Origin of the sequence: Alkalinema sp. FACHB-956 (assembly GCF_014697025.1) — a bacterium.
Classification (GTDB): domain Bacteria; phylum Cyanobacteriota; class Cyanobacteriia; order Leptolyngbyales; family Leptolyngbyaceae; genus Alkalinema.
On sequence record NZ_JACJRC010000005.1, the window covers coordinates 65,027 to 85,910 of the forward strand.

Here is a 20,884-nt window from a genome sequence, read left to right on the forward strand (position 1 = left end):
CCAAGACGTTGACATGAAGAGAATGCATTCGTCGTTAGGTTATCTAACACTGGAGGAATACGAAAAGAATCTAATGAACAACAAACAACAGAGGTAGCCATTTGGCAAAAAGGAGAAAAGCTCCTTAGATGTTGCCTTTTCGAGAAGGAAAGAGTCACTTCATGGTGCTGACTTGCTCCTTGCGGCTTTGCCATAGAAGTCACATAATCCCGTTACCCACCGAGTCGAATTAGCCAGAAATAGAAGGTGGTGCAGTCAGTCAATACACCACACCACTACCTAGCACATCTGGAAGATCTTGTTTTACATGCTGATTTAAATCCCGATCGCTTCTGCTTGTCCCAGATTGGTCAGGAACTTCATCGCACTTGCGATCGCGTTAGCACAGTCATAGGGCGAACTTTGGTAGAACGCACTCCAAGCCGATGCCTTGTGCTCATCGTAGGAATGGGCGTGGTGGGGATACTTCTGCAACCAAGCCAGACGCACCGCGTGACCAATCAACACATCCAACACCAGGTACTCTTCAATCTTGAAGTCCGGGTTCTTCTGCGCGATCGCCGCCAACTCCATCAACGCCTCAATATTCACTTGCCGATATTCCGGCGCTTGAATTTTGTTAATCAAGTGTTCCACCCGTAGCGCAAAATTCGTTTCCCCCGGCGTCATTTCACTGATGAGCAATTCACTATCCAAGCGATTTCGCCGCTCTAGCTTGTCGCCAATCACCAACCCCTTACAGTGATTCAACACCTGCCAGACATTGCGGTAGAAGTCCCGAGGAATCGTACCCCGCCCTCCTTCCCGTTGGCGCATCCGTAGCCAATCTTGATCGCTTTCTCGATCGGTTTCCGTTGGCACGATCCAATCAATTTCCTGATCCTGAACCTTTAAGTGCAGTGACTCCTGACTGAATAAAGTCTGATTCAGCGTATCGTAACCTTCCAGAATGTGATGTAGCCGCTTGTAGATATCATAGGGACTCAGTTGCAACAATGCCTCGTAGGCTTCATCCTGCGTCACTTGCAGTTCCCGCGCCAGATCGCTGGTGAGTAGAATAATGAGATACCCCACCCGTGCAGTTAACAAGCCCTTCAACAGTGTCGGCTCCGCTTTAATCAACAGACTGAGATACACCAGAATTTCCTGGGTCAACACGCGATCGCGAATATCTTCCCGACAGAAGTGACGAATTTTATCCAACAGATCATGCAACGGCAACGGTTGCGTAATCACCGCGTCTTCACTGTAAGCACGACCGACCGAAATTTGCTTCTGACGAATCAGAATATCCGTCACCGCATCGGACAGCCCAATATCCACCTTATCCAACAGACCTGCCGCCCGTCGCACAATGCCCCAGTAGGGATTGCCCTGGGCATCGCCCCGGCTCGCCTTATTGTAAATCTCTTCAATCAGACGACCCACCACCACGGGCTGTCCTGGCCCCACCAATCCCGTATCAAAAATAATGCCCTTGAGGCGCAGTAACGTACTGAGAATCTCAATCTGTTCGTAGAGATTTTGGCTCTCCCGTAGCTTTTGCACTAGCAATGTCGTATCCGTTTCCTGCTCCAGCATAAATTCCTGGAAGCTGGATAGGGGCTGGGTTTGCGCCGGATCAAAACTCAGGTATTGCCGAAGGGAATTGAGATCCAAATAGGTCGTATTTTCCAACTCTGGCAAAAAGTCTAGTCTGGCTCGGCTGGCCGTCAACATCAACTGGTTTAAATTGCCCACAGTGACCGTCGCCTCACCACAGCGACCATCTTGCAACTCCTGCATCAGCCCCAACAACGCATCCTGGCCCCGCTCCAGCATGTCATGGGTCAGCAACAGGGTCACGATCGGTCGCCCCAACTGCCGCCAATGCCGATGGATGTAGGACAGTTCGCTCTTAATGTTGGACACCAGGAAGTGATAGTCCAAGGTCAGATAGAATTTCTGTTCATCCAAAAACGCTGGCAGGAAGACCATCACCTGATCCCGCATTTGGAAGACCTTGGAAGTCGTCAAACTGCGCATCAGGCGAAAAGGCCGTCCCGACAAATTCAACTTATCGTTCTTGCCGACTTGAGTATAGGCTAACGATAAATCACGGGCTTGGCGGACTTGGATCGGCTCAATTTGGCTCAGGGTTTGGGTGGGAATGTTGTAGGCTGCTAGGCGATTTTGTAACTCCTCATCCTCCGCCAGTAGGGCAATCTGCACCGTGGCTTTGCGAATGTAGCCCACGCGGGTGTGGATGGCCAGGGGATCGATGTCGCCCACCGATAGCAACCCCTCGTGGAGCAGTTGGGCCAGGTAATACAGGCTTTGCGCCCAAACCAGGGGCACGTTGTCATTGGGCAGACGGGGCTGGCTGCGGGGAGCTTGCTTTTCCGCCTCGATCGCCTCAGCGGGAACGTAGTAGACCTCCGGCAGCAGTTTGATGCCATCCCGATCGACGGCTAAGTCATTGAGTTTTTCTAGATAGAAGGTCGTCTGCTGGCGATCGCCCCGGAACAGGCCATCCAGCGCCAGGTAGGTGAAAAAGAGCGGCCATTCGCACTCGATATGCTCAAACTGCTTCAGTTCCGTCGGTTCGTAGTGCAGGCGGCTGGTGTCTTCAATCACCGTTTGGTGGCCGTCCCGAAGAAAGCGCTTGCAGCCGTAGTTGCCTTGCAGCAGATCGATAATTTTTTGGCGGGTGCGTTCTACAAGATCGGGATCTTCGATCGCGAAGGCCGGAAAACTAATCACGCTCAGCAGCGCCGAATCCACTTCCTTCGACAACGATTCCCGAGGTAGGAGCGACTTCAGGGTAATGCGGCAACGGGCAATTTCATCGGGCAGAACGTGAATGACTGAAACTTTGCTGCCCTTAGTGCCAAACAGGTTGAGGCCGTTCATAGCTTCCAGGGCGGCCTTGGCCATACCGATCGAACTCGCGTTCAGTTCTACGCTACCGTGGTTAATTTTATTGCCCCGCTCCCAAATGCCATAGTCTGGGGTGCGGTAGGCGCGGCCAATGTAGTAGACGAGATTCTGGACAAAATCGACTTCATCCTGGGTGTAAACAATTTCCAAGCCCGAGCTGGTCATCTGCGCCAGCATCAGCAGAAAAATGGAGGTGGCATCTACCTGCAAGTGGCCCCAACCATCATCGGGAACGACAGTATCGCCGCTGGTGGTGCTGTACTTGGCATGGAGGGAATCCATGGGCGATTGGGTCTGTTTGAAGCGTTCGACCTTGTGGCACTGGCGCATCATGGCAAACAGCAAGCCGCGCATCAGCTTGATGACGGCATGTTCCAGTTCGTAGGTGCGGCCTTGGTCGAGATCAATTTTGCGGTAGGACAGCGCCAAGCCCCACACCGCCAGAATGCTGTAGACGTTATCCCGCACCCAGGCATCGGTATAGTCGCCGTGGGCATTGACCGCCGTACTCGCCGGCAGTAGACCCGTGATGGGATTTTGCCGCGAAAGGATAACCGTCTGAATTTCCTGGTAGTAGCGATCGAGACGTGCTTCCAAATCCGAAGATACAAAAACCATGCCAGTAGGGTTGGGGATAGAGAATGGGGGTTAGGGAATTATGAATGGAGAAGGTGTAGTTAAATCTAGAATTCAAACAAACGGTGATTCCGATAAATGGTCATTTAATCGTGTAATGAAACCAGAGGTAAAAGTCCAGAGGCAAAAAAGTGAAATTGCAATCCTCCAAAAGTTACCCTCATTTTTACGTCATGACTAGGGGGCATTGGCGATACTGGATATCCACACTTCCGACTCTCCGGATACATCACAATTTATTGACATTCTATTGACATTGCCAGATTGTTCAGGAGTTCAAAACCCGTTACAGATGGACTGGCTGAGACGATCGTTTAAGTCCCACCCTTCACCATTTACTTCTCCTAAAAAATGAAGAAAAGATTAAGATTGGCTTTTTTATTGTAGATCGAAGCGTGTAGATCCCAGCGATCGAACACCCATCCACCGGAGGTTTTTATGGCACGTCGTTATAATGAACAGCAAGCTCCCCTAGTAAAGATCGTCTATTCCAAAATGATGGTTAAGGGTAGAACAGAATTGATTCCCATGGAACTCTATGCCGACGGTACGGTTAAGCGCAGTATCTATTGAGAAGAACCTGGTCAGTGAGAAGAATTTGAACTGCAAGCTGATGGAATTCCGATAGCATCTTTATAAGGCGCTATGGCCCTAGGGGGTGGGAATGGATTGATTAGGATTCAAATGGGTCTGCTGAATTCGATCGTAGGGCGGTTCGCAGCGCTGGCTGTAGTAGAGTGTTGCATCTCCAAGCAGGAATTGGTTGGCACCCCCGATCGTGTAGGCTGTCGCCACACCATCCCCTAAGCAATCAACGTGGTCATGAATGGTTTCATTGCCTGTGAAGCGATCGAACAAAGGTTGATGAATCGCTGGACGATAGCCAAAAACAAATTGAAAAAATTTCGCAGCATCGGATGTGCTGTAGGTGAATTCCTGAGCATTATTGTTATCATCCATTGTCAAATGAATGGATTGGGCCCGATCGTCTGCAAAAATCACAAAAAACTTGGCTTGGGGATAACTAGAAAAAATGCGACGTAGTTTACTGGGGTTATAGGTATACGTCACACGAGTAATTCCATCGGGATCACGGTGGGTTAATTTTGTCCAGTAGCGCCCAAAGGCTTTTTCGATCGTGGCAGGGGATTGATTCAGCACCGCCCGTCCAGCAAAGGCAGGATCGATCCCGATGGCAAGGCTGCCGGTTAACCCAAGGGCAATGGCGATCCTGAACCAGCATTTTGTGCTTCCTAACTGCATAGAAAGACCTCCTGCTAGTCATCATAGCGGGAGATTCCTGGGATCTGAACCGAGGATTAGGATTTCACCTTTTGCAAGCGCTCCACCATCAACCGAAAGGGGCCACCCGCCGTTTCTCCAAAGGACTGCACGCGGATGATGTATTCCCCAGGTTTGGTAATGCGCATGAAGAGTAACGAGTTCGGCGTTCCGTCGGGGCCATCGTCATTTTCACCAATCTTGCTGCCATCCTGGGTCATCAACACCACCATGGGATCAAAGACATCGGACACGAGGTCGATCGCAATTTGATCCCCAGCCTTCAACACCACCAGATAATCCCGAGCAAATCCGCCCTGCCCCGTGGGAATATCCCGATCGGTTAAGCTATCCCGGATTTCCTGCCCCGGCGTGAGGCGAATGGGAACATAGACCCGATTTTCTGCCAATGCAGGCCGGATTGCAGCGACGCCGATCGCCGCTAGGGACAAACTCGACACGATCGCGCTTTTCAGGAAATGCCGCATAGGGAACCACCGAAACTCAACATCCAACAAACATCCAACAAACATCCAATGAACATCCAACAAACAGAGCCAGTTACTGCCCTTGATTCATTCTCTTTTCAAGTTCAGCCAAGGGAACACCGCCAGAAAAGGCTTGACCATTCATGATGAAGAAGGGCGTGCCATCAATGCCCAACTGATCCCCCAGGGCTTGGTCTTTGGCCACCGCAGCGGCGGCAGCAGCACTGGTACGATCGCGTTCAAATTTGGCCAGATCCAGCTTCAACGACGTGGCAATGGCGGAATAGGTTGCTGAGTTGAGGGATTTCTGTTGGGCGAAGAGGGCGTCGTGGTATTCCCAGAACTTGCCCTGTTGTTGCGCGGCCCAGGAAGCTTTGGCCGCATTGACTGCTTCCGGATGGATGGAGCTGAGGGGGAAATGCTTGTAGACGAGGGTGACTTTGTCGGGATATTTTTTGACAAATTCCTTGAGGGTTGGGATGACACCAGCGCAATAGGGACATTGAAAATCGGAGAACTCAAAGAGCACCACTTTGCCCAAGGGTGCACCCAGGGTTGGGGAGGATCCGATCGCGGCTTTGGGGTTAGTTTTAAGCTGATCGAGCAGGGCTTGTTGGGCTTGTTGGGCCTGCTTGGCCTGATCTTGCTGGTATTTGCGCACGGATTCCAAAATCACTTCAGGATGCTTGCGCAAGACTTCTAGAACCTGCTGCTCGAACTGGGGATCGATTTTGGTTTCAGCTTGGACGGGCACTTTGGAACAACTGAAGAGGGCAATGCAAACTGCTAAAAGTCCCGCGATCGCGGTTTTCCGACTCACCCAGTTCTTTTTGACCCAGCTATTTTTGCCCAACCACGAATTTTTCACCATCGTCTTGTTCTCAAGCAGCTTTTTCAGTATAGGCAACCGGGTATAGGTTGAAAATGAACTTTGCAATTTTGGCGTTGCAATTTCAGCTTTAGGGCTACTTGAGAAGGATGAAACTACTTGAGAACAATGATCCCCGGAGATGGAAGCTGAGGTTTAGGCGATAGGCTCGATGTGGAGGAGGTTTTGCACGTCCCTTAAGGGCAGATGCCAGATCGCCTCCGGTTGCCAATTGCCAACGTCCAAACGGGAGGCATGGCCTCGCTGGTAGGCGGTGCGGAGCCGCTGCTGGAGCTGCTGGGGGGAGGTTTGGAGGGCGCGGCGGTGGTGGTGAATTATCCGCAGGAGGCCCAAACCGATGATGACGTGGGCCAGCCGAAACTGGGCCCCTAGGAGGAAGGCTTGGACTTCGGCTTCGCCGATCGGGTTGGTGCCGTAGCCTGTGAGAACGTGGACAATGTCGTGGAGTTGTTTGCGGCGTGGCCCAGTCGTGAGGGGTTGCAGGTGGTGCTGTTCCAAAAATTCAACGACGCAGTAGCCCAGGGTTCCGGCGGGAAGCTGGCTCAGTTCTTCTAGGCAAATGACGGTGGGAACGTTGATGCCTAAACGATCGCCGATGCGATCGACGCGGTCTAAAAAGGTGGGAACGGAGAAGAGTTTGCCTAAGCCAGCATTGGATAGGGGTGGGAGAGTGGAAGGGTGGGAGGAATCGATCGATTGCATCAGAGGAACCTCGTGATTGGGATTCAGTTCGAGTGGGTTGATGCTGCGATCGTAGGGGATCGGCCAGGGCATAGGCTTGAAGCGAAAGTCCTATTTGGGGCAAGGTTCGGTGGCAGATGACCTAGGACTAAAGTCGGATGGGAATTTCGATGACGAATTTGGAGCCTTGGCCAGGGGTGGAGTCGCACCAAAGTTTCCCCTGATGTTTTTCCGTCACTATTTGGTAGCTGATAGATAACCCAAGACCCGTTCCTTTGCCGATCGGCTTGGTGGTGAAGAAAGGATCAAAAATTCGCGATCGTAGAGCTTCCGGAATTCCTGTACCGTTGTCTTTGATGACAACTTCAACACATTGGTTAGCATTGACTTTTGTAGAGATCCAAATGGTGGGAGATAGGGGGGGTTGACGATTCTTATTTCGTTGTCTTTCCGAGTTTTCTAATGCATCAATTGAGTTACTAATTAAGCTCATAAAGACTTGATTGATTTGTCCTGGATAGCATGCAATCAACGGCAATTCTCCGTAGTCTTTGACCACTTGAATGGCTGTCAAGTTGGGCATCTCCAAGAGGCGATGCTGCAAAATCAGGAGGGTACTATCGATGCCTTGGTGTAAATCTACGGTCTTGAATTCTGCCTCATCTAAACGAGAAAAGTTCCGTAGAGATAATACAATCTGCTGAATTCGTTCCGTTCCCGTCTGCATTGACCGCAGAATTTTGCTGCAATCTTGTTCAACAAATGCGAGATCGATGTCATCCAAATTGGCCTGAAGGACTGCGGGAGGCTCTGGGTAGAAAAGTTGATAGGCTTGTACGACTTCTAGGAGATCTCGTACATAGCGATCGAGATGTTTGATGTTGCCATGGATGAAGCTGACTGGGTTATTGATTTCGTGGGCAATTCCCGCGACCAATTGCCCTAGGGATGTCATTTTTTCGTTTTGAATAATTTGAACTTGCGTCGCGTGCAGTTGTTGCAGTAATGATTCAAGTTCACGATTTTTGAGGCTGAGTTCTTGAGTGCGATCGGCAACTTTTTGTTCGAGCTTTTGATTATATTCCTGGAGTTGTTCTGCTTGGGTTTGCAATTGTTGAGCCGATCGTCGGAGTTCTTGCTCAACGAATTCCCGTTGTTGATTTTCAGTTCTTAAGGGTTTATAGGTAAAGTAGTAGAGCGCAGGGGATATCAGCAGTGATAGGCCAGTTGCATCGACAACCGCTTCGAGCAATCCAGGCATGGAGGGAAGTAGCGTAAAGCCCAGCATGATCAATAGTTCGGCAATAAATACCGACAAGGCAACTGCAATGAAGAAAAATTTAGGGGACTTGCTCTTTGACAACTTAACCCACCATTGAGGCAACCATTGAAACGATAAAAGCGGAAGAGACCCAATTGAACGTTGCTTCATTCTTGCTGACAGCAACCCCTGTGCCACTGACTTGTAAACTTGCTCTGGCTTACTATGCCCTTTTTTTCAGCGGATCTAACGATCGCACTCTACCATTCCAACTGTGCCAGTTATGGGCCAGTCTAGTCTTCCAGAATTTCCATCAGGTCTTCGATCGACACTTCAAAGACCTGCGCAATCTTGTAAACAGTGGATAAGTCAACCGTGTTGAGGGCACCTCGCTGGACATAGCTTTTCAGGGTGCTGTAGTTGACCCCTGCCCGATCGGCGGCTTCTTTGAGCGTCCAGCCTCTTGCGTTTGCGAGTTCCCGAATTCGTAGTCTAACCAGCCCCATGAGCAACTTGACAAAGACGCAGATGCATCTTTTAATAGGTGGTACGTTATCAAACGCGATCGCTCCCTTGCCTGGAAAACTCGTGAGCGATCGCACTTCCTACCCCCGTTACGGGAGTGATTCACCTATGATACCAGTCTCTCAGCCGTTCAACGCGGCCCAGTTTTGCTATGAATTAGCCTCCGATCGAGATGCCCGATCGGGCCAGTCTTACCGTGATTTATTATCACCTTGGTGCATTGTGCAGCATTTACCCAATTGCCAACGCCTCACCGTCGCCCGATTCCGCAAACGCAATGATGCCTCGGAACATTTGAAAGTTTTGCGGAGATTAAATCCCCTAGGGGATTATGAAATCGTCTTTGAAGCACCGATAGGTTGATGAAATTTGCTCAATTCAACGCTCTCAAAATTACTTCAATACATTCCTTCAAACTGGGTAATTCTTGCTCTACAACTAACCAAACAATCTCCAGATCAATTTCAAAATAATTGTGAGCCAGAATATTTCGCATCCCGATCATCTTCGTCCAAGGAACCTCTGGATGCTGATTTCTAATCACCGCAGATAGCGATCGGGCTGCTTCACCAATAATTTGAAGATTTTGAGTAAACCAAACTTGAATCAATTCATTTCGTTCAAATTCCGGTCTTCCCTGCAACGCATAACGATTGATTCGATCGATCGCCTCTAGAATATCTTGCAGCTTCTCGCGATCGTCCCTCATAGCGGCACTGCCTCACTAAGCACCCGATCGCGAATCCTTTCCCGCAACCCCTTTTCCGTCACCACATCCACCGAACACCCCAACAACTCCTGAAGCGCCATCAACAACCCACCCAAATCCAGCAAACTATATCCAGGCTCCACTTCCACCAAAAAATCCACATCACTGTCTGCATCCGCCTCGCCCCGCGCCACCGATCCAAACACCCGGACATTGTACGCCCCATACTGCGCCGCCAACCCCAAAATGGCTTCCCGATTTGCCCAGAGACGCTCCCCAAGCTCCATTTTACCAAGCTCCTCAAAACGATTCCTGTAAGGATTCCTGCAAAGACTACCAGCAATTCTTGCCCCCACATCCCCCATTATAAGATTCTCGTGATCAAGCCCATCAGATACGCTACCCTAGCCTCAGTGCAACCTCCAGGTCTATCTCTAGGTCTATGGCAGTTTCTCCCTCCTCCGCCACCACCGAACTTTTGGAACAGTACCTCAAACACTACTTTGGGTACGATAGCTTCCGTCCCGGCCAACGGGAAATCATCGAAGCCGCCCTCAACGGCCAAGATGTCCTCGTCCTCATCCCCACCGGCGGTGGCAAATCCCTCTGCTTCCAACTGCCTGCCCTCCTCAGCCCCGGCCTAACGATCGTCGTTTCGCCGTTGATCGCCCTCATGCAAGACCAAGTGCAACTGCTGCAAAACAACGGCATCCTCGCCACCTTCCTTAACAGCAGCCTCAGCCCAGACGAAGCCCGATCGCGCACCCAAGACATCCTCAACGGCAAAATCAAACTCCTCTACGTCGCCCCAGAACGCCTCCTCAGCGACGAATTTCTCTTCTCCTTCCTACCCCAAATTCAATCCACGATCGGCATTGCCGCCTTCGCGATCGACGAAGCCCACTGCGTTTCCGAATGGGGCCACGACTTCCGCCCAGAATATCGCCAACTGGCCTACCTGCGATCGACCTACTCCCAAGTCCCCATCTGGGCCCTCACCGCCACCGCCACCGAACGGGTTCGCACCGACATCATGACCCAACTGGGCCTGCGCAACCCCTTTGTTCAAGTCAGCAGCTTCAATCGGCCCAATCTCTACTACGAAGTCCGGCCCAAAAGCCGCAACACCTACGCCGACATGCTAGAACAAATCCGCCAAGCCGAGGGATCGGGCATTGTCTACTGCCTCAGTCGCAAGAACGTCGAAGAAGTGGCTGCCAAACTCTGCAAAGATGGCATTAAAGCACTGCCCTACCACGCAGGACTGAACGCTGAAACTCGAACAAAAAATCAACTTAGCTTCATTCGAGATGACGTACAAGTAATTGTGGCAACCATCGCCTTTGGCATGGGAATCAACAAGCCTGACGTTCGGTTCGTCATTCACTACAGCTTACCCAAAAATATCGAAGGCTATTACCAGGAATCTGGACGGGCAGGCCGGGATGGGGAACCCGCTGTCTGCACGCTCTACTACAGCATGGGCGATGTCAAAACGATCGACTTCATCATCAGCCAAAAATGCGATCCCACAACTGGCGAACCTCTGGAAGAAGAACAACGCATCGCCCAACAACAACTCCGCCGCGTCATCAACTACGCTGAAGCCTTGGAATGTCGGCGCACCGTGCAACTCGGCTACTTTGGCGAAAGTTTTCCTGGCCATTGCGACAACTGTGATAACTGCCGTTTCCCTAAACCGATCGAAGATTGGACGATCGACGCCCAGAAGTTTCTGTCCTGTGTCGCACGGTTTGCCCAACGGGGTCAGCACTACGGCATCAATTACGCGATCGACGTGCTGCGCGGTTCGAAGGAAAAACGCATCTTGCAGAATAACCACGATCAACTCTCCACCTATGGCATCGGCAAAGATAAAACAACCGAGCAATGGAAATTACTGGCCCGTTCGATCGTGCACCAAGGCTTAGTGGACGAAGCCACCGACGGCTACGCTGTGCTGAAATTGAATGATCTGAGTTGGGAAGTCCTGCGCGGTCAGCGACAAGTCATGGTGGCCGTAGAACCGCAGCGATCGGATGTAACGCTTCAACGCAGCGATATGGGCAATGAACAAGTCGAAGAACTCTACGATCGCCTCCGCAAATTGCGCAAACAGATCGCCGATGATGAGGGCAACCCACCCTACGCCGTCTTCTCCAACGCGACCCTGCGGGAAATGGCAGAACAGCAACCCCTCGATCGCAAACAATTTCTGAAACTATCCGGGGTGGGCAATCGCAAATTAGATAAATATGGCGATATTTTTCTTCAAGAGATTAGCGATTTTCGGACAGAACACGGATTAACCACCACGCCCCCTCCATCCCTCTCCCTCGCCACGCCCTCTCAGACATCGTCTAAGTTAATTCCCTTCCCGACAACATCCCGATCGGGAACCCCACCCCCAAAATTCGCCAGCCAGAAGGTTAACCAGCGGAACCCTTCCTCCACGGCCAACGTCAGCTCTACCCACCTACAAACGCTTTCTCTCCATCAAGAGGGATATACACCTGCGGACATTGCAGAAGCCCGAAACCTCCGTTTGGGAACGGTTTGGGAGCATCTCGTGGTGTTATTGGAGCGGGGCCATGGGGTTCAGGTCGATCGCCTCATTGCGGACGATCGGCGAGCCGTCATTGCCCAAGCCATCCAGCAGCTTCGAAGTGAGTCGCTAACGGCCATTCGTGAAGTCGTCGGTGAGACCTATGGGTTTGATGAAATTCGCTTGGTTCGAGCTTGGATGCGATCGCAATCACAGTTCTAACCAAAGTTACATCACAAACTATTCAGGGTGACGTTGGTAGGATATGTTCACTCGGTTAAAAGCTGATATGACAAGTTCTCCTTTCCATCTGCCCGCGACAGCAGTTGCCTGTCTGTTAGCAATTAGTTTCTATCATTTACCCAGTAAAGCGCAAATCTCCGCTCCGGCCAAGCCGACGGTGATTGCAGCGGCCACGTCAGCGGATTTCCAAACGGAACTGTTGCGATTGACCAATGCAGAGCGCAAGAAAGCGGGGCTGGCTCCCCTGAAATTATCGTCACTTCTCAACCAAGCAGCGCAGTCCCATGTGCAAGACATGGTACAAAAGCAGTTCTTCAGCCACAAAGGTTCCAATGGTTCTTCCGTGGCCGATCGCGTCAAAGCAGTAGGCTACAAGTACTCCTATGTCGGTGAGAACATCGCTGCGGGCAATGCCACGGCATCCAGTACTGTTCAACAATGGATGAAGAGTCCTGGACACCGGGCCAATATCCTGAATCGTAACTATAAAGAGATTGGATTTGGCTATGCGAAATCCGATGATCAATATGGTCATTACTGGGTACAGGTTTTCGGAAGTAGTCGCTAGATTCCACAGGATCTAACGCTATCTTTTGAAAACTCTGGCCTCTACAGATGACCGCCTTTAATTAAGACTATTCAATGTTTCAGCAATTTTCATCCCTAAGACAAGGAGTCGATCGACTCCTTTTTTATTGACAACAGAATCCCGACGTTTCTGTATTCCCCCTACAATTTGGGCGCTCTCGAAAAAGTCGGGATTCTGGGCTTTAGTCGCCTTCACTGAATTTCCTACAACTAGCCATCCTGACGTTTCTAGATGTTTGCATCATTCGAACCAGTCGGAAGTCTGGCTAGGCATAACGCTCAGCTAGGGCATTACGGGCCTGTTCCCGATCGTCAAAGTGGATCTTTTCTGTCCCCAGAATTTGGTAATCTTCGTGGCCTTTACCTGCAATCAGTACCCCATCGCCTGGTTGAGCCGACAGAATCGCCTGCCGAATCGCCGCCGCCCGATCGGCCATCACCGTGGGATTCGCCCCTGCATCGATACCCGCCAAAATATCCTGCAAAATTTGCTCTGGATCCTCCGTGCGGGGATTATCGGAAGTCACAACCGCGTGATCCGCTAGCCGAGCTGCAATCCCCCCCATCAAAGGCCGTTTCGTACGATCGCGATCGCCCCCACAGCCAAACACACAGATCATCTGCCCCGCAATAAACGGACGGGATGCCTTTAAGAGATTTTCCAAACTATCCGGCGTGTGGGCATAGTCCACAATCACGCTGATGTCTTGCTCCGGTTGCACCTGAACCCGCTCCATGCGTCCCGGCACGCCGACAAATTCCGGCAGGGCATTCACCATGGTTGGCAAATCCAGCCCCAGCAGTAAACCCGCCCCGATCGCCGCTAGCATATTAGCCAGATTGAACTGTCCTACCAATGGGGAGGTAAAGGGTGCACTGCCCAAGGGCGTATGCACAATCCCGCTCACCCCAGTAGCCGTATACACCACATCACTGAGGTACAGATCCGCTTCGCCTTCCGTGCTGTAAGACCAAGCGCGATCGCCCAGCCGCTCAATCAGTCGCCGACCATAGCTGTCATCACAATTAACGATCGCCCGTCCCCGCAGATATTTCTCGCTAAACAGCAGCGCCTTCGCCTCGAAGTAGTCCTCCATATCCCGGTGGTAGTCGAGGTGATCCTGGGTCAGGTTCGTAAACACCGCCACATCGTACTGACAGCCCAGCACCCGCCCTTGGGCCAAGGCATGGGAACTGACTTCCATCACCGCCTGCTGGCAGCCCGCCGCCACCCCCGTCGCCAATTGCTTTTGCAAATCTACAGGAAACGGCGTGGTGTGCATAGCGACCTCATGGTAGCCCTCCCAGCGCACGTAGAGTGTCCCCATCAGCATCGGTTTCCGCTGCGATCGCTGGAGCAGAAATTCAATCAAATGGGTCGTCGTCGTTTTGCCATTGGTACCCGTGACGCCAACCATTTGCAGCGCTTGGGTGGGGTAGTCATAAAAGGCAGCGGCTAGGTTAGCAGACGCCTGGGCCATATCGATCGCGGGAATGACACACTGCCCCGGTTGCAGATCCGTCTTGGCTTTTTCGGCAGCTTGGGGAGACACGACCGCCGCCACAGCCCCCGCCGCGATCGCGCTCTGCCAAAAATCACCGCCATCCACCCGCGTCCCCGGCATCCCGATGAATAGATCTCCCGACTGGACCTTGTGGGAATTGGTGGTTAATCCTTTGACTTCGGCATTGAGTCCCGGATGATCCACCGCAGCAAGTCCAGCCTTGTCAAATAGCTCTTTTAGCAGCATGTTAAGGTTCCTCCTGGCTATCCAATGGGATGTCGAATGGGTCTGAAGTCCGGTGGGATCGCGAGCGATCGTTCCGGTTAGCGCCCATTGTCAGAGATCTTTAGCAATTTGACGAGATATATTTCTGTAACATCTGCTCCACCTGCGCCACAGAAGCACGGGGAGACAGGCGGGGAATGGGGATAGCCGTTTCGCCTTGGAGCCAGTAAAGGACGGGAATTTCGTACTGGTAGGCTTGGAACCAGTCATCTCGGGTAGTAATGTCGCGAATCTCAATTTGCAGCGGTAGATTGACGATCGATCGCAGTTTTTCTTCCAAGCCTTCGCAGAGGTGACAGCCCGGTTTGCTGTAGAGAATCAAGTGGTGCATAGCTGTGTAGTCGCAGGTTATCGCTGGGGAATCGTAGACGATCGGTCTAAAATGGAATTACCAGCAATGGGATCCTTAGAACCGAGTTTAGTCAGTGTACCGTTTTCAGTCTTGCTCTGGTCGTCGATCGCCGGATTACGATTGCGAGTCTGCAACCCAGTCCATCTGAGTGCTAATTCGAGTACTAATTTAAGTGCCATGACTCTTTCCCTAGAATCGCCCTTAAACATTCCCCGATCGCGCCCCGCCCCCCTTTGGGAAGATTACCTTGCCGTGCGGGATGACCCTGCCTATGGAGATTGCAAGGTTGCGTTTTATCAAGGGTGGTTGTGGGTTGAGATGGGCAAAGAAGGCATTAATCACGCAAGCTTCAGTGATTTGTTAACCATGTTGTTCGGGTTTTGGGCATTTTTACACCCAGAAGAAACCTATGCATCCCTAGGCCGCTGTCTGGTTGAGCAGGTCAACACCCACGCCTGTGCACCGGATTTGGTGGTCTACAAAGGACAGAACATTCCCCAATGGCAGACAGGGGAACCCCGCAAAATCGAAATTCCACGCCATCGCATCCCGGATTTGGTCGGGGAAATTGCCGATACCAGCCTCAGCCAGGATTTAGATGAACAAAAACATCTCTACGCCAGTTTAGGGATCCCTGAATATTGGGTGATTGATGTTAAGGGCTTACGAGTGTTTGCATTTACGTTGCAGGAGTCGGGGGAATATCAACGCTGTACGGAATCCCAAGTATTCACCGGGCTGCCGATCGATCTGATCGAGCAAACGTTAGCCAAGATGACAACGAGTACCAACACCGCTGCTGCCACTTGGTTCATGCAACAGTTGCAAGCTGGCATTCAAGACACAGCCAGTTGATACCGTGTCCCCATACCACTAAGGCTCCAGCAACCAAGGCACCCATCTTAACCAGCAACGATCGCCATGTTGCTCAGTAATCTCTGCACCTAACCGTTGATAAAATTGGAGCCCCCGAAGATTACGAGCATCGGCATTCCAGGCAAGATGACTGCAATCATTGTCTTGGGCAACCTTTGCCAAGTGCTGCATCAAAGCCGTTCCCGCGCCTTGACTACGCTGGGCTTCAACCACATACAAATCATCTAACCAAAGGCTTGGCTGCCCAACGAAGGAAGAATACCGGAATGCATAAAAAGCAAACCCGATCGCCCGCTGTTCCAATTCTGCAAAGAGAACATAGGCAAAGGGGTCACGATTAAACAAAGTTCGGCGAAGTTTAGCTTCAGAAACTTGCAAGGTGCCAGTGAACGCACCGATCGCGCGATCGAAGTCAGCTTTCCGTTGAATAAACGAAAAAATTAATGCAATATCGTTGGATGTAGCAGCTCTAATTTGCATGACGGATAGTAGCCCATGATAGAAAAAACTGGATAGCAACCGACCACACACAAGCGCTCAAGCGGGGTTATCCACTAGACAGGATAGGGCGTTCCATCTTTGTGCAGAAACTGCCATTTACCATCTTGCAGAACCGCCTGTAAATCATCATCGGGATAGGAACCTGCATCACCGGGCGTCCGATCGCCCATTTCCAGGTAAATAACCACTTCCGCTGTTTCATTGATCAAATGGTGGGCATTACCCGTTCCCGCCTTGAACCCTGCACACATTCCCGGAGCCAAGACTGTTCGGCCTGCATCGGTACACAGGGTTGGATGACCTTGCAGGATATAGATCAATTCATCTTGGCGGGTGTGGGCATGGCGCAGGGCAGAAATTGCTTGGGGCGCGAGGCGCGTTAAATTCACCCCGAAATTGCTTAAGCCAAACCAATCCCCCAGCGATCGCTTTTCGCGACCCGCCATTCGTGAGGCAAAGGGTTCGGGATAATTGCTGGGTTTGTTGCGCACAGGGGCATCCAGAGCAGAAATCGCGATCGGGAAATTGTGATCAGTCACAGCAACCTCATTTAGCAATTCGATAATTACAACACTGGAAATGACACGATCGAGAACACATATGAGAAACCCTACAATTTCTAAGAAATCAAAATTCCTCAGAGTCATTGTAGGGTTGACCGATGGATCGAGGTGCAAAATCGCTTGCGAATTTAAGATTCTGCTGCACCTGTCTGAGAAGCCTGGGCGATATTGTCTTCCCATTTGCGGGGCGCACTGGCCCGACGAATGTTCCGCCAAATTTGCGTGGCCGCTAAAGTACCATCAGCCACCGCCACGGAAACCTGGTTTAACCCCTGCTTCAAATCCCCCAAAGCAAAAATGCGAGGATGACTGGTTTGGCACATGTTGTTGGTGACTAAATTCTCGCCGTCGTATTCCAACCCTGCAATGCCTTTGAGGTATTGGTTATGGTAGATCGATCCCATGTTGACTAAGCCCGTCGTCGCTTCCACGATCGTGCCATCGGCCAACTTCACCCCACTCATTTTGTGGTTCTCGCCGAGGAACTCCGCGATCGGTTGCTCGTAGAGAGGATAGCCGTGATCCGCCAGTTTTTGCTTCATTTCATCGCTGACTTGCAGGCCATTGGTCAGCACAGAAATGTAGGGAGTAAACCAATTCAACACAAAGGCTGCATTAATCTGGCCTTCCGTTTTCGCCAACAGAACCGCCTTTTGATCCCACATGTCAAAGCCATCGCAAATCATGCAGACATGCAGGGTATAACCCGCATAGTCAAACACATTTTGCATGTTTTCCAATTCTGGTAATAGGTCAATGATTCCGGTAGCGGCAATGACATATTGACTGCGGAACGTAACACCCGTGGTATCACCTTTACCAACCTTAACTTTCACCGTAAAGGTATCGCCTTCGTCAATCACTTCTTCAACGAAGCCCCGTAGGAAATCCGCACCCCATTCGATCGCTTGATTAGTGGCATGTTGCAAAATCGTGCGTCCGGGGGTGTCAGGATCAAGACCAACGTAATTGCGCAAATCCTGCATCCAGAAGGAGCGGCCCCGACCTTTTTCGATCACCAAGCATTTCAAGCCATAGCGAGCCAGGTAAATGGCAGCGGATAAACCACCCATGCCACCCCCCACAACGATCGCGTCGTACACCGTATCCCGACGAGTGTCTAGATTTTTGCTTGAAAGTTTCATCTTTTCCTACCCAGCCCTACAAGACGTGATCCTCTAACAGCCAATGGGGAACCTAGTTCCCTTCACAAGATTCCCCATTCCTGGCGATTGAGAGACCGCTTCCCAAAGATACCCTAACCTACGAATTCCAGACGAGGGGAAGTAACGCCCTCAGACTGGGTTCCCTTCAAGTACGCCAACATGGTATCGGCATCGGAGACTTCAAAGGGATCGATCGGGCAGTTATCGCCAAAGTCAGGTTCGGTGAAGATTTTTTCGATATTGCCGTCATTGACCAGCATGGAATAGCGCCAGGAACGCATCCCAAACCCGAGGTTGGACTTATCAACGAGCATCCCCATCTTGCGGGTGAACTCACCATTGCCATCGGGTAACAGGAACACATTTTTCGCGCCGATCTGCTTGCCCCATTGGAACATAACAAAGGCATCATTCACAGAGATACAGATAATTTGATCAACGCCTTGGGCTTTGAATTCTTCGTAGAGTTCTTCGTAGCGGGGCAAGTGGTTGGAGGAGCAGGTGGGCGTGAAGGCTCCGGGCAACGAGAAGATAACAACTTTCTTACCGGCGAAGATTTCGTCAGTGGTCAGATCTTGCCAACGGTAGGGGTTAGGCCCAGGCACGGACTCGTCACGGACACGGGTTTTGAAGGTCACACTGGGGACACGATCGATCACAGCCATGAATCTATCCTCTGCTAAACAAATGAACTAAATCAACCGAACAAACGGGCAACCATCGCCAATCCAGTCTGCGAGCTAATCCAGTCTGCGAACCAATCCAGTTTGCGAGCTAATCCAGTTTGCAAGTTTTGCTAGCTGGCAAGCCTTAAGATTGGTCGCCTTAAGATTGGTTGTCGGTTGATATAAGTCAGAATAATTCTAATCTAGTAATTATTCAATAAGTAGAACTACTTAATTAAAGAAATTATTTTGACTTACTGTTGATTCTAGAACTGGAATGATATGCTGGAGATAAAACATTAAGACAAGCAGATCAGAAGAAGGTGGAAGTGCCCATGCGGCAACAAGATGCGATCGTTCAACGACTGAAGGAGAAAGGCCTACGAGTCACGCCGCAGCGGTTTGCGGTTTATGCAAATTTGCTCGATCGCTGCGATCATCCCACAGCGGAACAGGTGCTCCAGGATTTAAATCAACATGCACCGACTTCCTCCCAAGCCACGGTGTACAGTTCCCTGCAAGCGCTGTGTGAAGTGGGACTCGTGCGGGAAGTCTTATTAGAGGAAGGGGTGTGCCGATATGATGCCAATGTGGCCCCGCACCATCATTTCCGGTGTCGTTGCTGTGGCGCGATCGAAGATATTGCCTGGGATGCCTTGCACAGCATCCAGATCGATCGGGTGCGATCGGGATTAAAAGTCGAGTCCTACGAAGTCACCCTGCATGGGGTTTGCGACCACTGCCAACCGGGTTAGATCACAGCTCCTTGAGACCCACTGCCCATCCAGCACAGTCCCCCAGCAGGAGACGGTAGAATTTGCTGTGCCCAGAAATTTTGTGGGAGTGCCATCCGGTTTTTGGGAACGTTGAAGTGTAGTGAGAAGTGTGGATTCGTAACTCACTCAGCAACTATCAGGAACGGATGAGCAGTGATTCAAACTTACAGGGATCACCTCCGTTGTCTTGCGATACGACGTAGGGGCATTTTATGGGCAATGGGGTAAGGCATGGCTGACTTAGTTCTCCCGAAGGCGATCGCGCTTTTTCTACTCATCGTCGTGGGCTATTTGCTCAAGGGAAAATTCTCTGATGCCGCCTCTGTGGCCACCTTTCGGGTCTTTATCCTCACCGTTGCCTTACCCGCCACTATTTTCCTATCAACGATCGATATCAATACGGAACTCAATCTCTGGTTGTTGCCCTCCTTTGCCCTGGGCGTGAACTTGAGCCTGATGCTGGCTGGGACTGGCTTAACCTGGCTCTTGCTGCGATCGCTCAAGAGTCCCAAAGCCCGCGCCTTAATTTTGCTCTTTCCCTCCTTGGCACCGGGGTTAACGGTCTATCCCTTCATTGAACAGTTCCTCGGGCGATCGGGCTTAGCGTGGGTCGCCTTGGCTGATATGGGTAATAAAATCTTCGTGCTCATTGGCCTGTATGCCTTCGCGATTTACTGGTTCCAGCAAGAAGCCCTACTTCCCAACACCAGACCGCCCGCCCAATGGAAAACGATCGGACAGTTTTTGTTTACGGAGCCGGTTAACGCCGCGATCGTCGTGGGTTTGGTATTAGCCAGCTTACACATTGGCACGGCAGATTTGCCGCTAGCGGTTTTAGATGTCTTGCAAAAACTGGCCCTGTGTTCCACACCCTTAATTTTGTTCTATGTCGGTGTGTCGTTGAACTTGAAAAAACTACAGTTTGGCACCTTACTCTTAGCATTGCTGGCCCGGGCAGGTATCGGCTTTTTAATTAGTGCAGCGGCGATCGCGCTCCTCCGACCAAGCACCGTGGAAGAAATTGCACTGTTTACGGCCTTGCCCCAAGCCTCCTGTAGTTTATGGCCATTGCTCCACGCCACAAAAATCAACCAGCAAAATCAGGCGGAATCGGCGGTTCCCTTTTTCGATCTCGATTTTGCAACGGCATTACTAGCATTGTCGTTTCCATTTTCCATTTTGATGTTGTTGATTATCTTTACAGGAGGATCGTTCTTTTATAATCCATTCCATTTAACAGCCAGCGGAACAGGCTTAATTATCCTGTTCTTGGGGTTGTTGATCACGAAGAATACCCTTAAGGCTCGCTATGGTTCCCTACCTGGCACCCTACTGGCCCGTCGGGTTGATCCCTAACTGTCATTCCTCCCTGATTCTATGGTTTCCCTTCCTTGGCAAAAAGCAGCTCAATCTCGCTCAGGTCCTCGCAC

The 20,884-nt window shown here is 51.1% G+C and carries 22 protein-coding genes; 7 read left to right on the forward strand and 15 right to left on the reverse strand.

Annotation, left to right across the window (positions count from 1 at the left end; all coding sequences use genetic code 11):
• Positions 1-315 precede the first annotated feature (315 nt).
• Positions 316-3,537, reverse strand: a complete 3,222-nt coding sequence (locus tag H6G21_RS08345; RefSeq protein WP_190572606.1) for a glycoside hydrolase family 15 protein — start codon at positions 3,535-3,537, stop codon at positions 316-318.
• A 456-nt stretch (positions 3,538-3,993) separates the two neighbouring features.
• On the opposite strand from H6G21_RS08345, the gene H6G21_RS25995 reads away from it, so the two are divergent.
• Entirely contained in the window at positions 3,994-4,128 is a 135-nt protein-coding gene (locus H6G21_RS25995) for a hypothetical protein (protein WP_277875267.1), read from the forward strand.
• A 78-nt stretch (positions 4,129-4,206) separates the two neighbouring features.
• Here H6G21_RS25995 and H6G21_RS08350 read toward each other — a convergent pair whose 3' ends face one another.
• The 6 genes from H6G21_RS08350 to H6G21_RS08375 form a co-directional block, all read right to left on the reverse strand.
• Positions 4,207-4,818: a hypothetical protein gene (locus H6G21_RS08350; RefSeq protein WP_190572608.1), complete on the reverse strand. Its 612-nt coding sequence runs from the start codon at positions 4,816-4,818 to the stop codon at positions 4,207-4,209.
• A 56-nt stretch (positions 4,819-4,874) separates the two neighbouring features.
• The gene (locus H6G21_RS08355; protein ID WP_242041718.1) at positions 4,875-5,369 is read right to left on the reverse strand and encodes a PPC domain-containing protein; all 495 of its coding nucleotides are present in this window, start codon (positions 5,367-5,369) and stop codon (positions 4,875-4,877) included.
• Between the two features lie 28 nt (positions 5,370-5,397).
• A complete protein-coding gene (locus H6G21_RS08360) occupies positions 5,398-6,195 on the reverse strand; it encodes a thioredoxin domain-containing protein (RefSeq protein WP_190572630.1) in 798 nt (265 codons plus the stop codon).
• Positions 6,196-6,348: 153 nt separating this feature from the next.
• Positions 6,349-6,987, reverse strand: coding sequence for a Coq4 family protein (locus H6G21_RS08365; protein ID WP_199307104.1), 639 nt, complete (start codon positions 6,985-6,987; stop codon positions 6,349-6,351).
• Positions 6,988-7,042: 55 nt separating this feature from the next.
• Complete coding sequence (locus tag H6G21_RS08370) at positions 7,043-8,257, reverse strand: ATP-binding protein (RefSeq protein ID WP_242041719.1); 1,215 nt, start codon at positions 8,255-8,257, stop codon at positions 7,043-7,045.
• 191 nt (positions 8,258-8,448) lie between these two features.
• Positions 8,449-8,661, reverse strand: a complete 213-nt coding sequence (locus H6G21_RS08375) for a helix-turn-helix transcriptional regulator (RefSeq protein WP_190572875.1) — start codon at positions 8,659-8,661, stop codon at positions 8,449-8,451.
• Between the two features lie 127 nt (positions 8,662-8,788).
• On the opposite strand from H6G21_RS08375, the gene H6G21_RS08380 reads away from it, so the two are divergent.
• On the forward strand, positions 8,789-9,043 hold the full coding sequence (locus H6G21_RS08380) for a hypothetical protein (protein ID WP_190572888.1): 255 nt from the start codon (positions 8,789-8,791) through the stop codon (positions 9,041-9,043).
• 10 nt (positions 9,044-9,053) lie between these two features.
• On the opposite strand, the gene H6G21_RS08385 is transcribed toward H6G21_RS08380, so the two are convergent.
• On the reverse strand, positions 9,054-9,389 hold the full coding sequence (locus tag H6G21_RS08385) for a DUF86 domain-containing protein (protein WP_190572634.1): 336 nt from the start codon (positions 9,387-9,389) through the stop codon (positions 9,054-9,056).
• A complete protein-coding gene (locus H6G21_RS08390) occupies positions 9,386-9,676 on the reverse strand; it encodes a nucleotidyltransferase family protein (RefSeq protein ID WP_190572637.1) in 291 nt (96 codons plus the stop codon). The genes H6G21_RS08385 and H6G21_RS08390 overlap by 4 nt, the downstream gene beginning before the upstream one ends.
• A gap of 155 nt (positions 9,677-9,831) precedes the next feature.
• Here H6G21_RS08390 and recQ point away from each other — a divergent pair, with 155 nt between their 5' ends.
• Positions 9,832-12,156 (forward strand): DNA helicase RecQ, encoded by a 2,325-nt coding sequence (gene recQ, locus H6G21_RS08395; RefSeq protein ID WP_190572639.1) that lies wholly within the window; start codon positions 9,832-9,834, stop codon positions 12,154-12,156.
• A 67-nt stretch (positions 12,157-12,223) separates the two neighbouring features.
• Positions 12,224-12,745, forward strand: a complete 522-nt coding sequence (locus tag H6G21_RS08400; RefSeq protein ID WP_199307105.1) for a CAP domain-containing protein — start codon at positions 12,224-12,226, stop codon at positions 12,743-12,745.
• A gap of 286 nt (positions 12,746-13,031) precedes the next feature.
• Here the strand turns inward: H6G21_RS08400 and H6G21_RS08405 are convergent, their stop codons facing one another.
• Together H6G21_RS08405 and H6G21_RS08410 are read right to left on the reverse strand one after the other, a co-directional pair.
• Complete coding sequence (locus H6G21_RS08405) at positions 13,032-14,516, reverse strand: UDP-N-acetylmuramoyl-L-alanyl-D-glutamate--2,6-diaminopimelate ligase (protein ID WP_190572643.1); 1,485 nt, start codon at positions 14,514-14,516, stop codon at positions 13,032-13,034.
• A 100-nt stretch (positions 14,517-14,616) separates the two neighbouring features.
• Positions 14,617-14,886, reverse strand: a complete 270-nt coding sequence (locus tag H6G21_RS08410; RefSeq protein WP_190572645.1) for a glutaredoxin family protein — start codon at positions 14,884-14,886, stop codon at positions 14,617-14,619.
• Between the two features lie 198 nt (positions 14,887-15,084).
• Here H6G21_RS08410 and H6G21_RS08415 point away from each other — a divergent pair, with 198 nt between their 5' ends.
• Positions 15,085-15,762, forward strand: coding sequence for a Uma2 family endonuclease (locus H6G21_RS08415; protein WP_190572877.1), 678 nt, complete (start codon positions 15,085-15,087; stop codon positions 15,760-15,762).
• Between the two features lie 18 nt (positions 15,763-15,780).
• On the opposite strand, the gene H6G21_RS08420 is transcribed toward H6G21_RS08415, so the two are convergent.
• From H6G21_RS08420 to H6G21_RS08435, 4 genes are all read right to left on the reverse strand, one after another.
• Entirely contained in the window at positions 15,781-16,263 is a 483-nt protein-coding gene (locus tag H6G21_RS08420; protein WP_190572647.1) for a GNAT family N-acetyltransferase, read from the reverse strand.
• Between the two features lie 74 nt (positions 16,264-16,337).
• Positions 16,338-16,823 (reverse strand): cupin domain-containing protein, encoded by a 486-nt coding sequence (locus H6G21_RS08425; RefSeq protein ID WP_347277996.1) that lies wholly within the window; start codon positions 16,821-16,823, stop codon positions 16,338-16,340.
• Between the two features lie 152 nt (positions 16,824-16,975).
• The gene (locus H6G21_RS08430; RefSeq protein ID WP_190572650.1) at positions 16,976-17,992 is read right to left on the reverse strand and encodes an NAD(P)/FAD-dependent oxidoreductase; all 1,017 of its coding nucleotides are present in this window, start codon (positions 17,990-17,992) and stop codon (positions 16,976-16,978) included.
• A 113-nt stretch (positions 17,993-18,105) separates the two neighbouring features.
• Positions 18,106-18,678 carry a peroxiredoxin gene (locus tag H6G21_RS08435; protein WP_190572652.1) on the reverse strand — a complete coding sequence of 191 codons (573 nt, stop codon included), beginning with the start codon at positions 18,676-18,678 and terminating at the stop codon, positions 18,106-18,108.
• A 335-nt stretch (positions 18,679-19,013) separates the two neighbouring features.
• Between H6G21_RS08435 and H6G21_RS08440 the strand changes: the two genes are divergently transcribed.
• Together H6G21_RS08440 and H6G21_RS08445 are read left to right on the forward strand one after the other, a co-directional pair.
• Positions 19,014-19,433: a Fur family transcriptional regulator gene (locus H6G21_RS08440; RefSeq protein WP_190572654.1), complete on the forward strand. Its 420-nt coding sequence runs from the start codon at positions 19,014-19,016 to the stop codon at positions 19,431-19,433.
• Positions 19,434-19,685: 252 nt separating this feature from the next.
• Positions 19,686-20,810: a hypothetical protein gene (locus H6G21_RS08445; protein ID WP_190572656.1), complete on the forward strand. Its 1,125-nt coding sequence runs from the start codon at positions 19,686-19,688 to the stop codon at positions 20,808-20,810.
• Positions 20,811-20,884 lie beyond the last annotated feature (74 nt).

Coding starts and splice junctions, on each gene's coding strand:
- H6G21_RS08345 (WP_190572606.1), bottom strand. CDS start 3,537: ATGGTTTTTGTATCTTCGGATTTGGAAGCACGTCTCGATCGCTACTAC.
- H6G21_RS25995 (WP_277875267.1), top strand. CDS start 3,994: ATGGCACGTCGTTATAATGAACAGCAAGCTCCCCTAGTAAAGATCGTC.
- H6G21_RS08350 (WP_190572608.1), bottom strand. CDS start 4,818: ATGCAGTTAGGAAGCACAAAATGCTGGTTCAGGATCGCCATTGCCCTT.
- H6G21_RS08355 (WP_242041718.1), bottom strand. CDS start 5,369: ATGTTTGTTGGATGTTTGTTGGATGTTGAGTTTCGGTGGTTCCCTATG.
- H6G21_RS08360 (WP_190572630.1), bottom strand. CDS start 6,195: ATGGTGAAAAATTCGTGGTTGGGCAAAAATAGCTGGGTCAAAAAGAAC.
- H6G21_RS08365 (WP_199307104.1), bottom strand. CDS start 6,987: ATGCCCTGGCCGATCCCCTACGATCGCAGCATCAACCCACTCGAACTG.
- H6G21_RS08375 (WP_190572875.1), bottom strand. CDS start 8,661: ATGGGGCTGGTTAGACTACGAATTCGGGAACTCGCAAACGCAAGAGGC.
- H6G21_RS08380 (WP_190572888.1), top strand. CDS start 8,789: ATGATACCAGTCTCTCAGCCGTTCAACGCGGCCCAGTTTTGCTATGAA.
- H6G21_RS08385 (WP_190572634.1), bottom strand. CDS start 9,389: ATGAGGGACGATCGCGAGAAGCTGCAAGATATTCTAGAGGCGATCGAT.
- H6G21_RS08390 (WP_190572637.1), bottom strand. CDS start 9,676: ATGGAGCTTGGGGAGCGTCTCTGGGCAAATCGGGAAGCCATTTTGGGG.
- recQ (WP_190572639.1), top strand. CDS start 9,832: ATGGCAGTTTCTCCCTCCTCCGCCACCACCGAACTTTTGGAACAGTAC.
- H6G21_RS08400 (WP_199307105.1), top strand. CDS start 12,224: ATGACAAGTTCTCCTTTCCATCTGCCCGCGACAGCAGTTGCCTGTCTG.
- H6G21_RS08405 (WP_190572643.1), bottom strand. CDS start 14,516: ATGCTGCTAAAAGAGCTATTTGACAAGGCTGGACTTGCTGCGGTGGAT.
- H6G21_RS08410 (WP_190572645.1), bottom strand. CDS start 14,886: ATGCACCACTTGATTCTCTACAGCAAACCGGGCTGTCACCTCTGCGAA.
- H6G21_RS08415 (WP_190572877.1), top strand. CDS start 15,085: ATGACTCTTTCCCTAGAATCGCCCTTAAACATTCCCCGATCGCGCCCC.
- H6G21_RS08420 (WP_190572647.1), bottom strand. CDS start 16,263: ATGCAAATTAGAGCTGCTACATCCAACGATATTGCATTAATTTTTTCG.
- H6G21_RS08430 (WP_190572650.1), bottom strand. CDS start 17,992: ATGAAACTTTCAAGCAAAAATCTAGACACTCGTCGGGATACGGTGTAC.
- H6G21_RS08435 (WP_190572652.1), bottom strand. CDS start 18,678: ATGGCTGTGATCGATCGTGTCCCCAGTGTGACCTTCAAAACCCGTGTC.
- H6G21_RS08440 (WP_190572654.1), top strand. CDS start 19,014: ATGCGGCAACAAGATGCGATCGTTCAACGACTGAAGGAGAAAGGCCTA.
- H6G21_RS08445 (WP_190572656.1), top strand. CDS start 19,686: ATGGCTGACTTAGTTCTCCCGAAGGCGATCGCGCTTTTTCTACTCATC.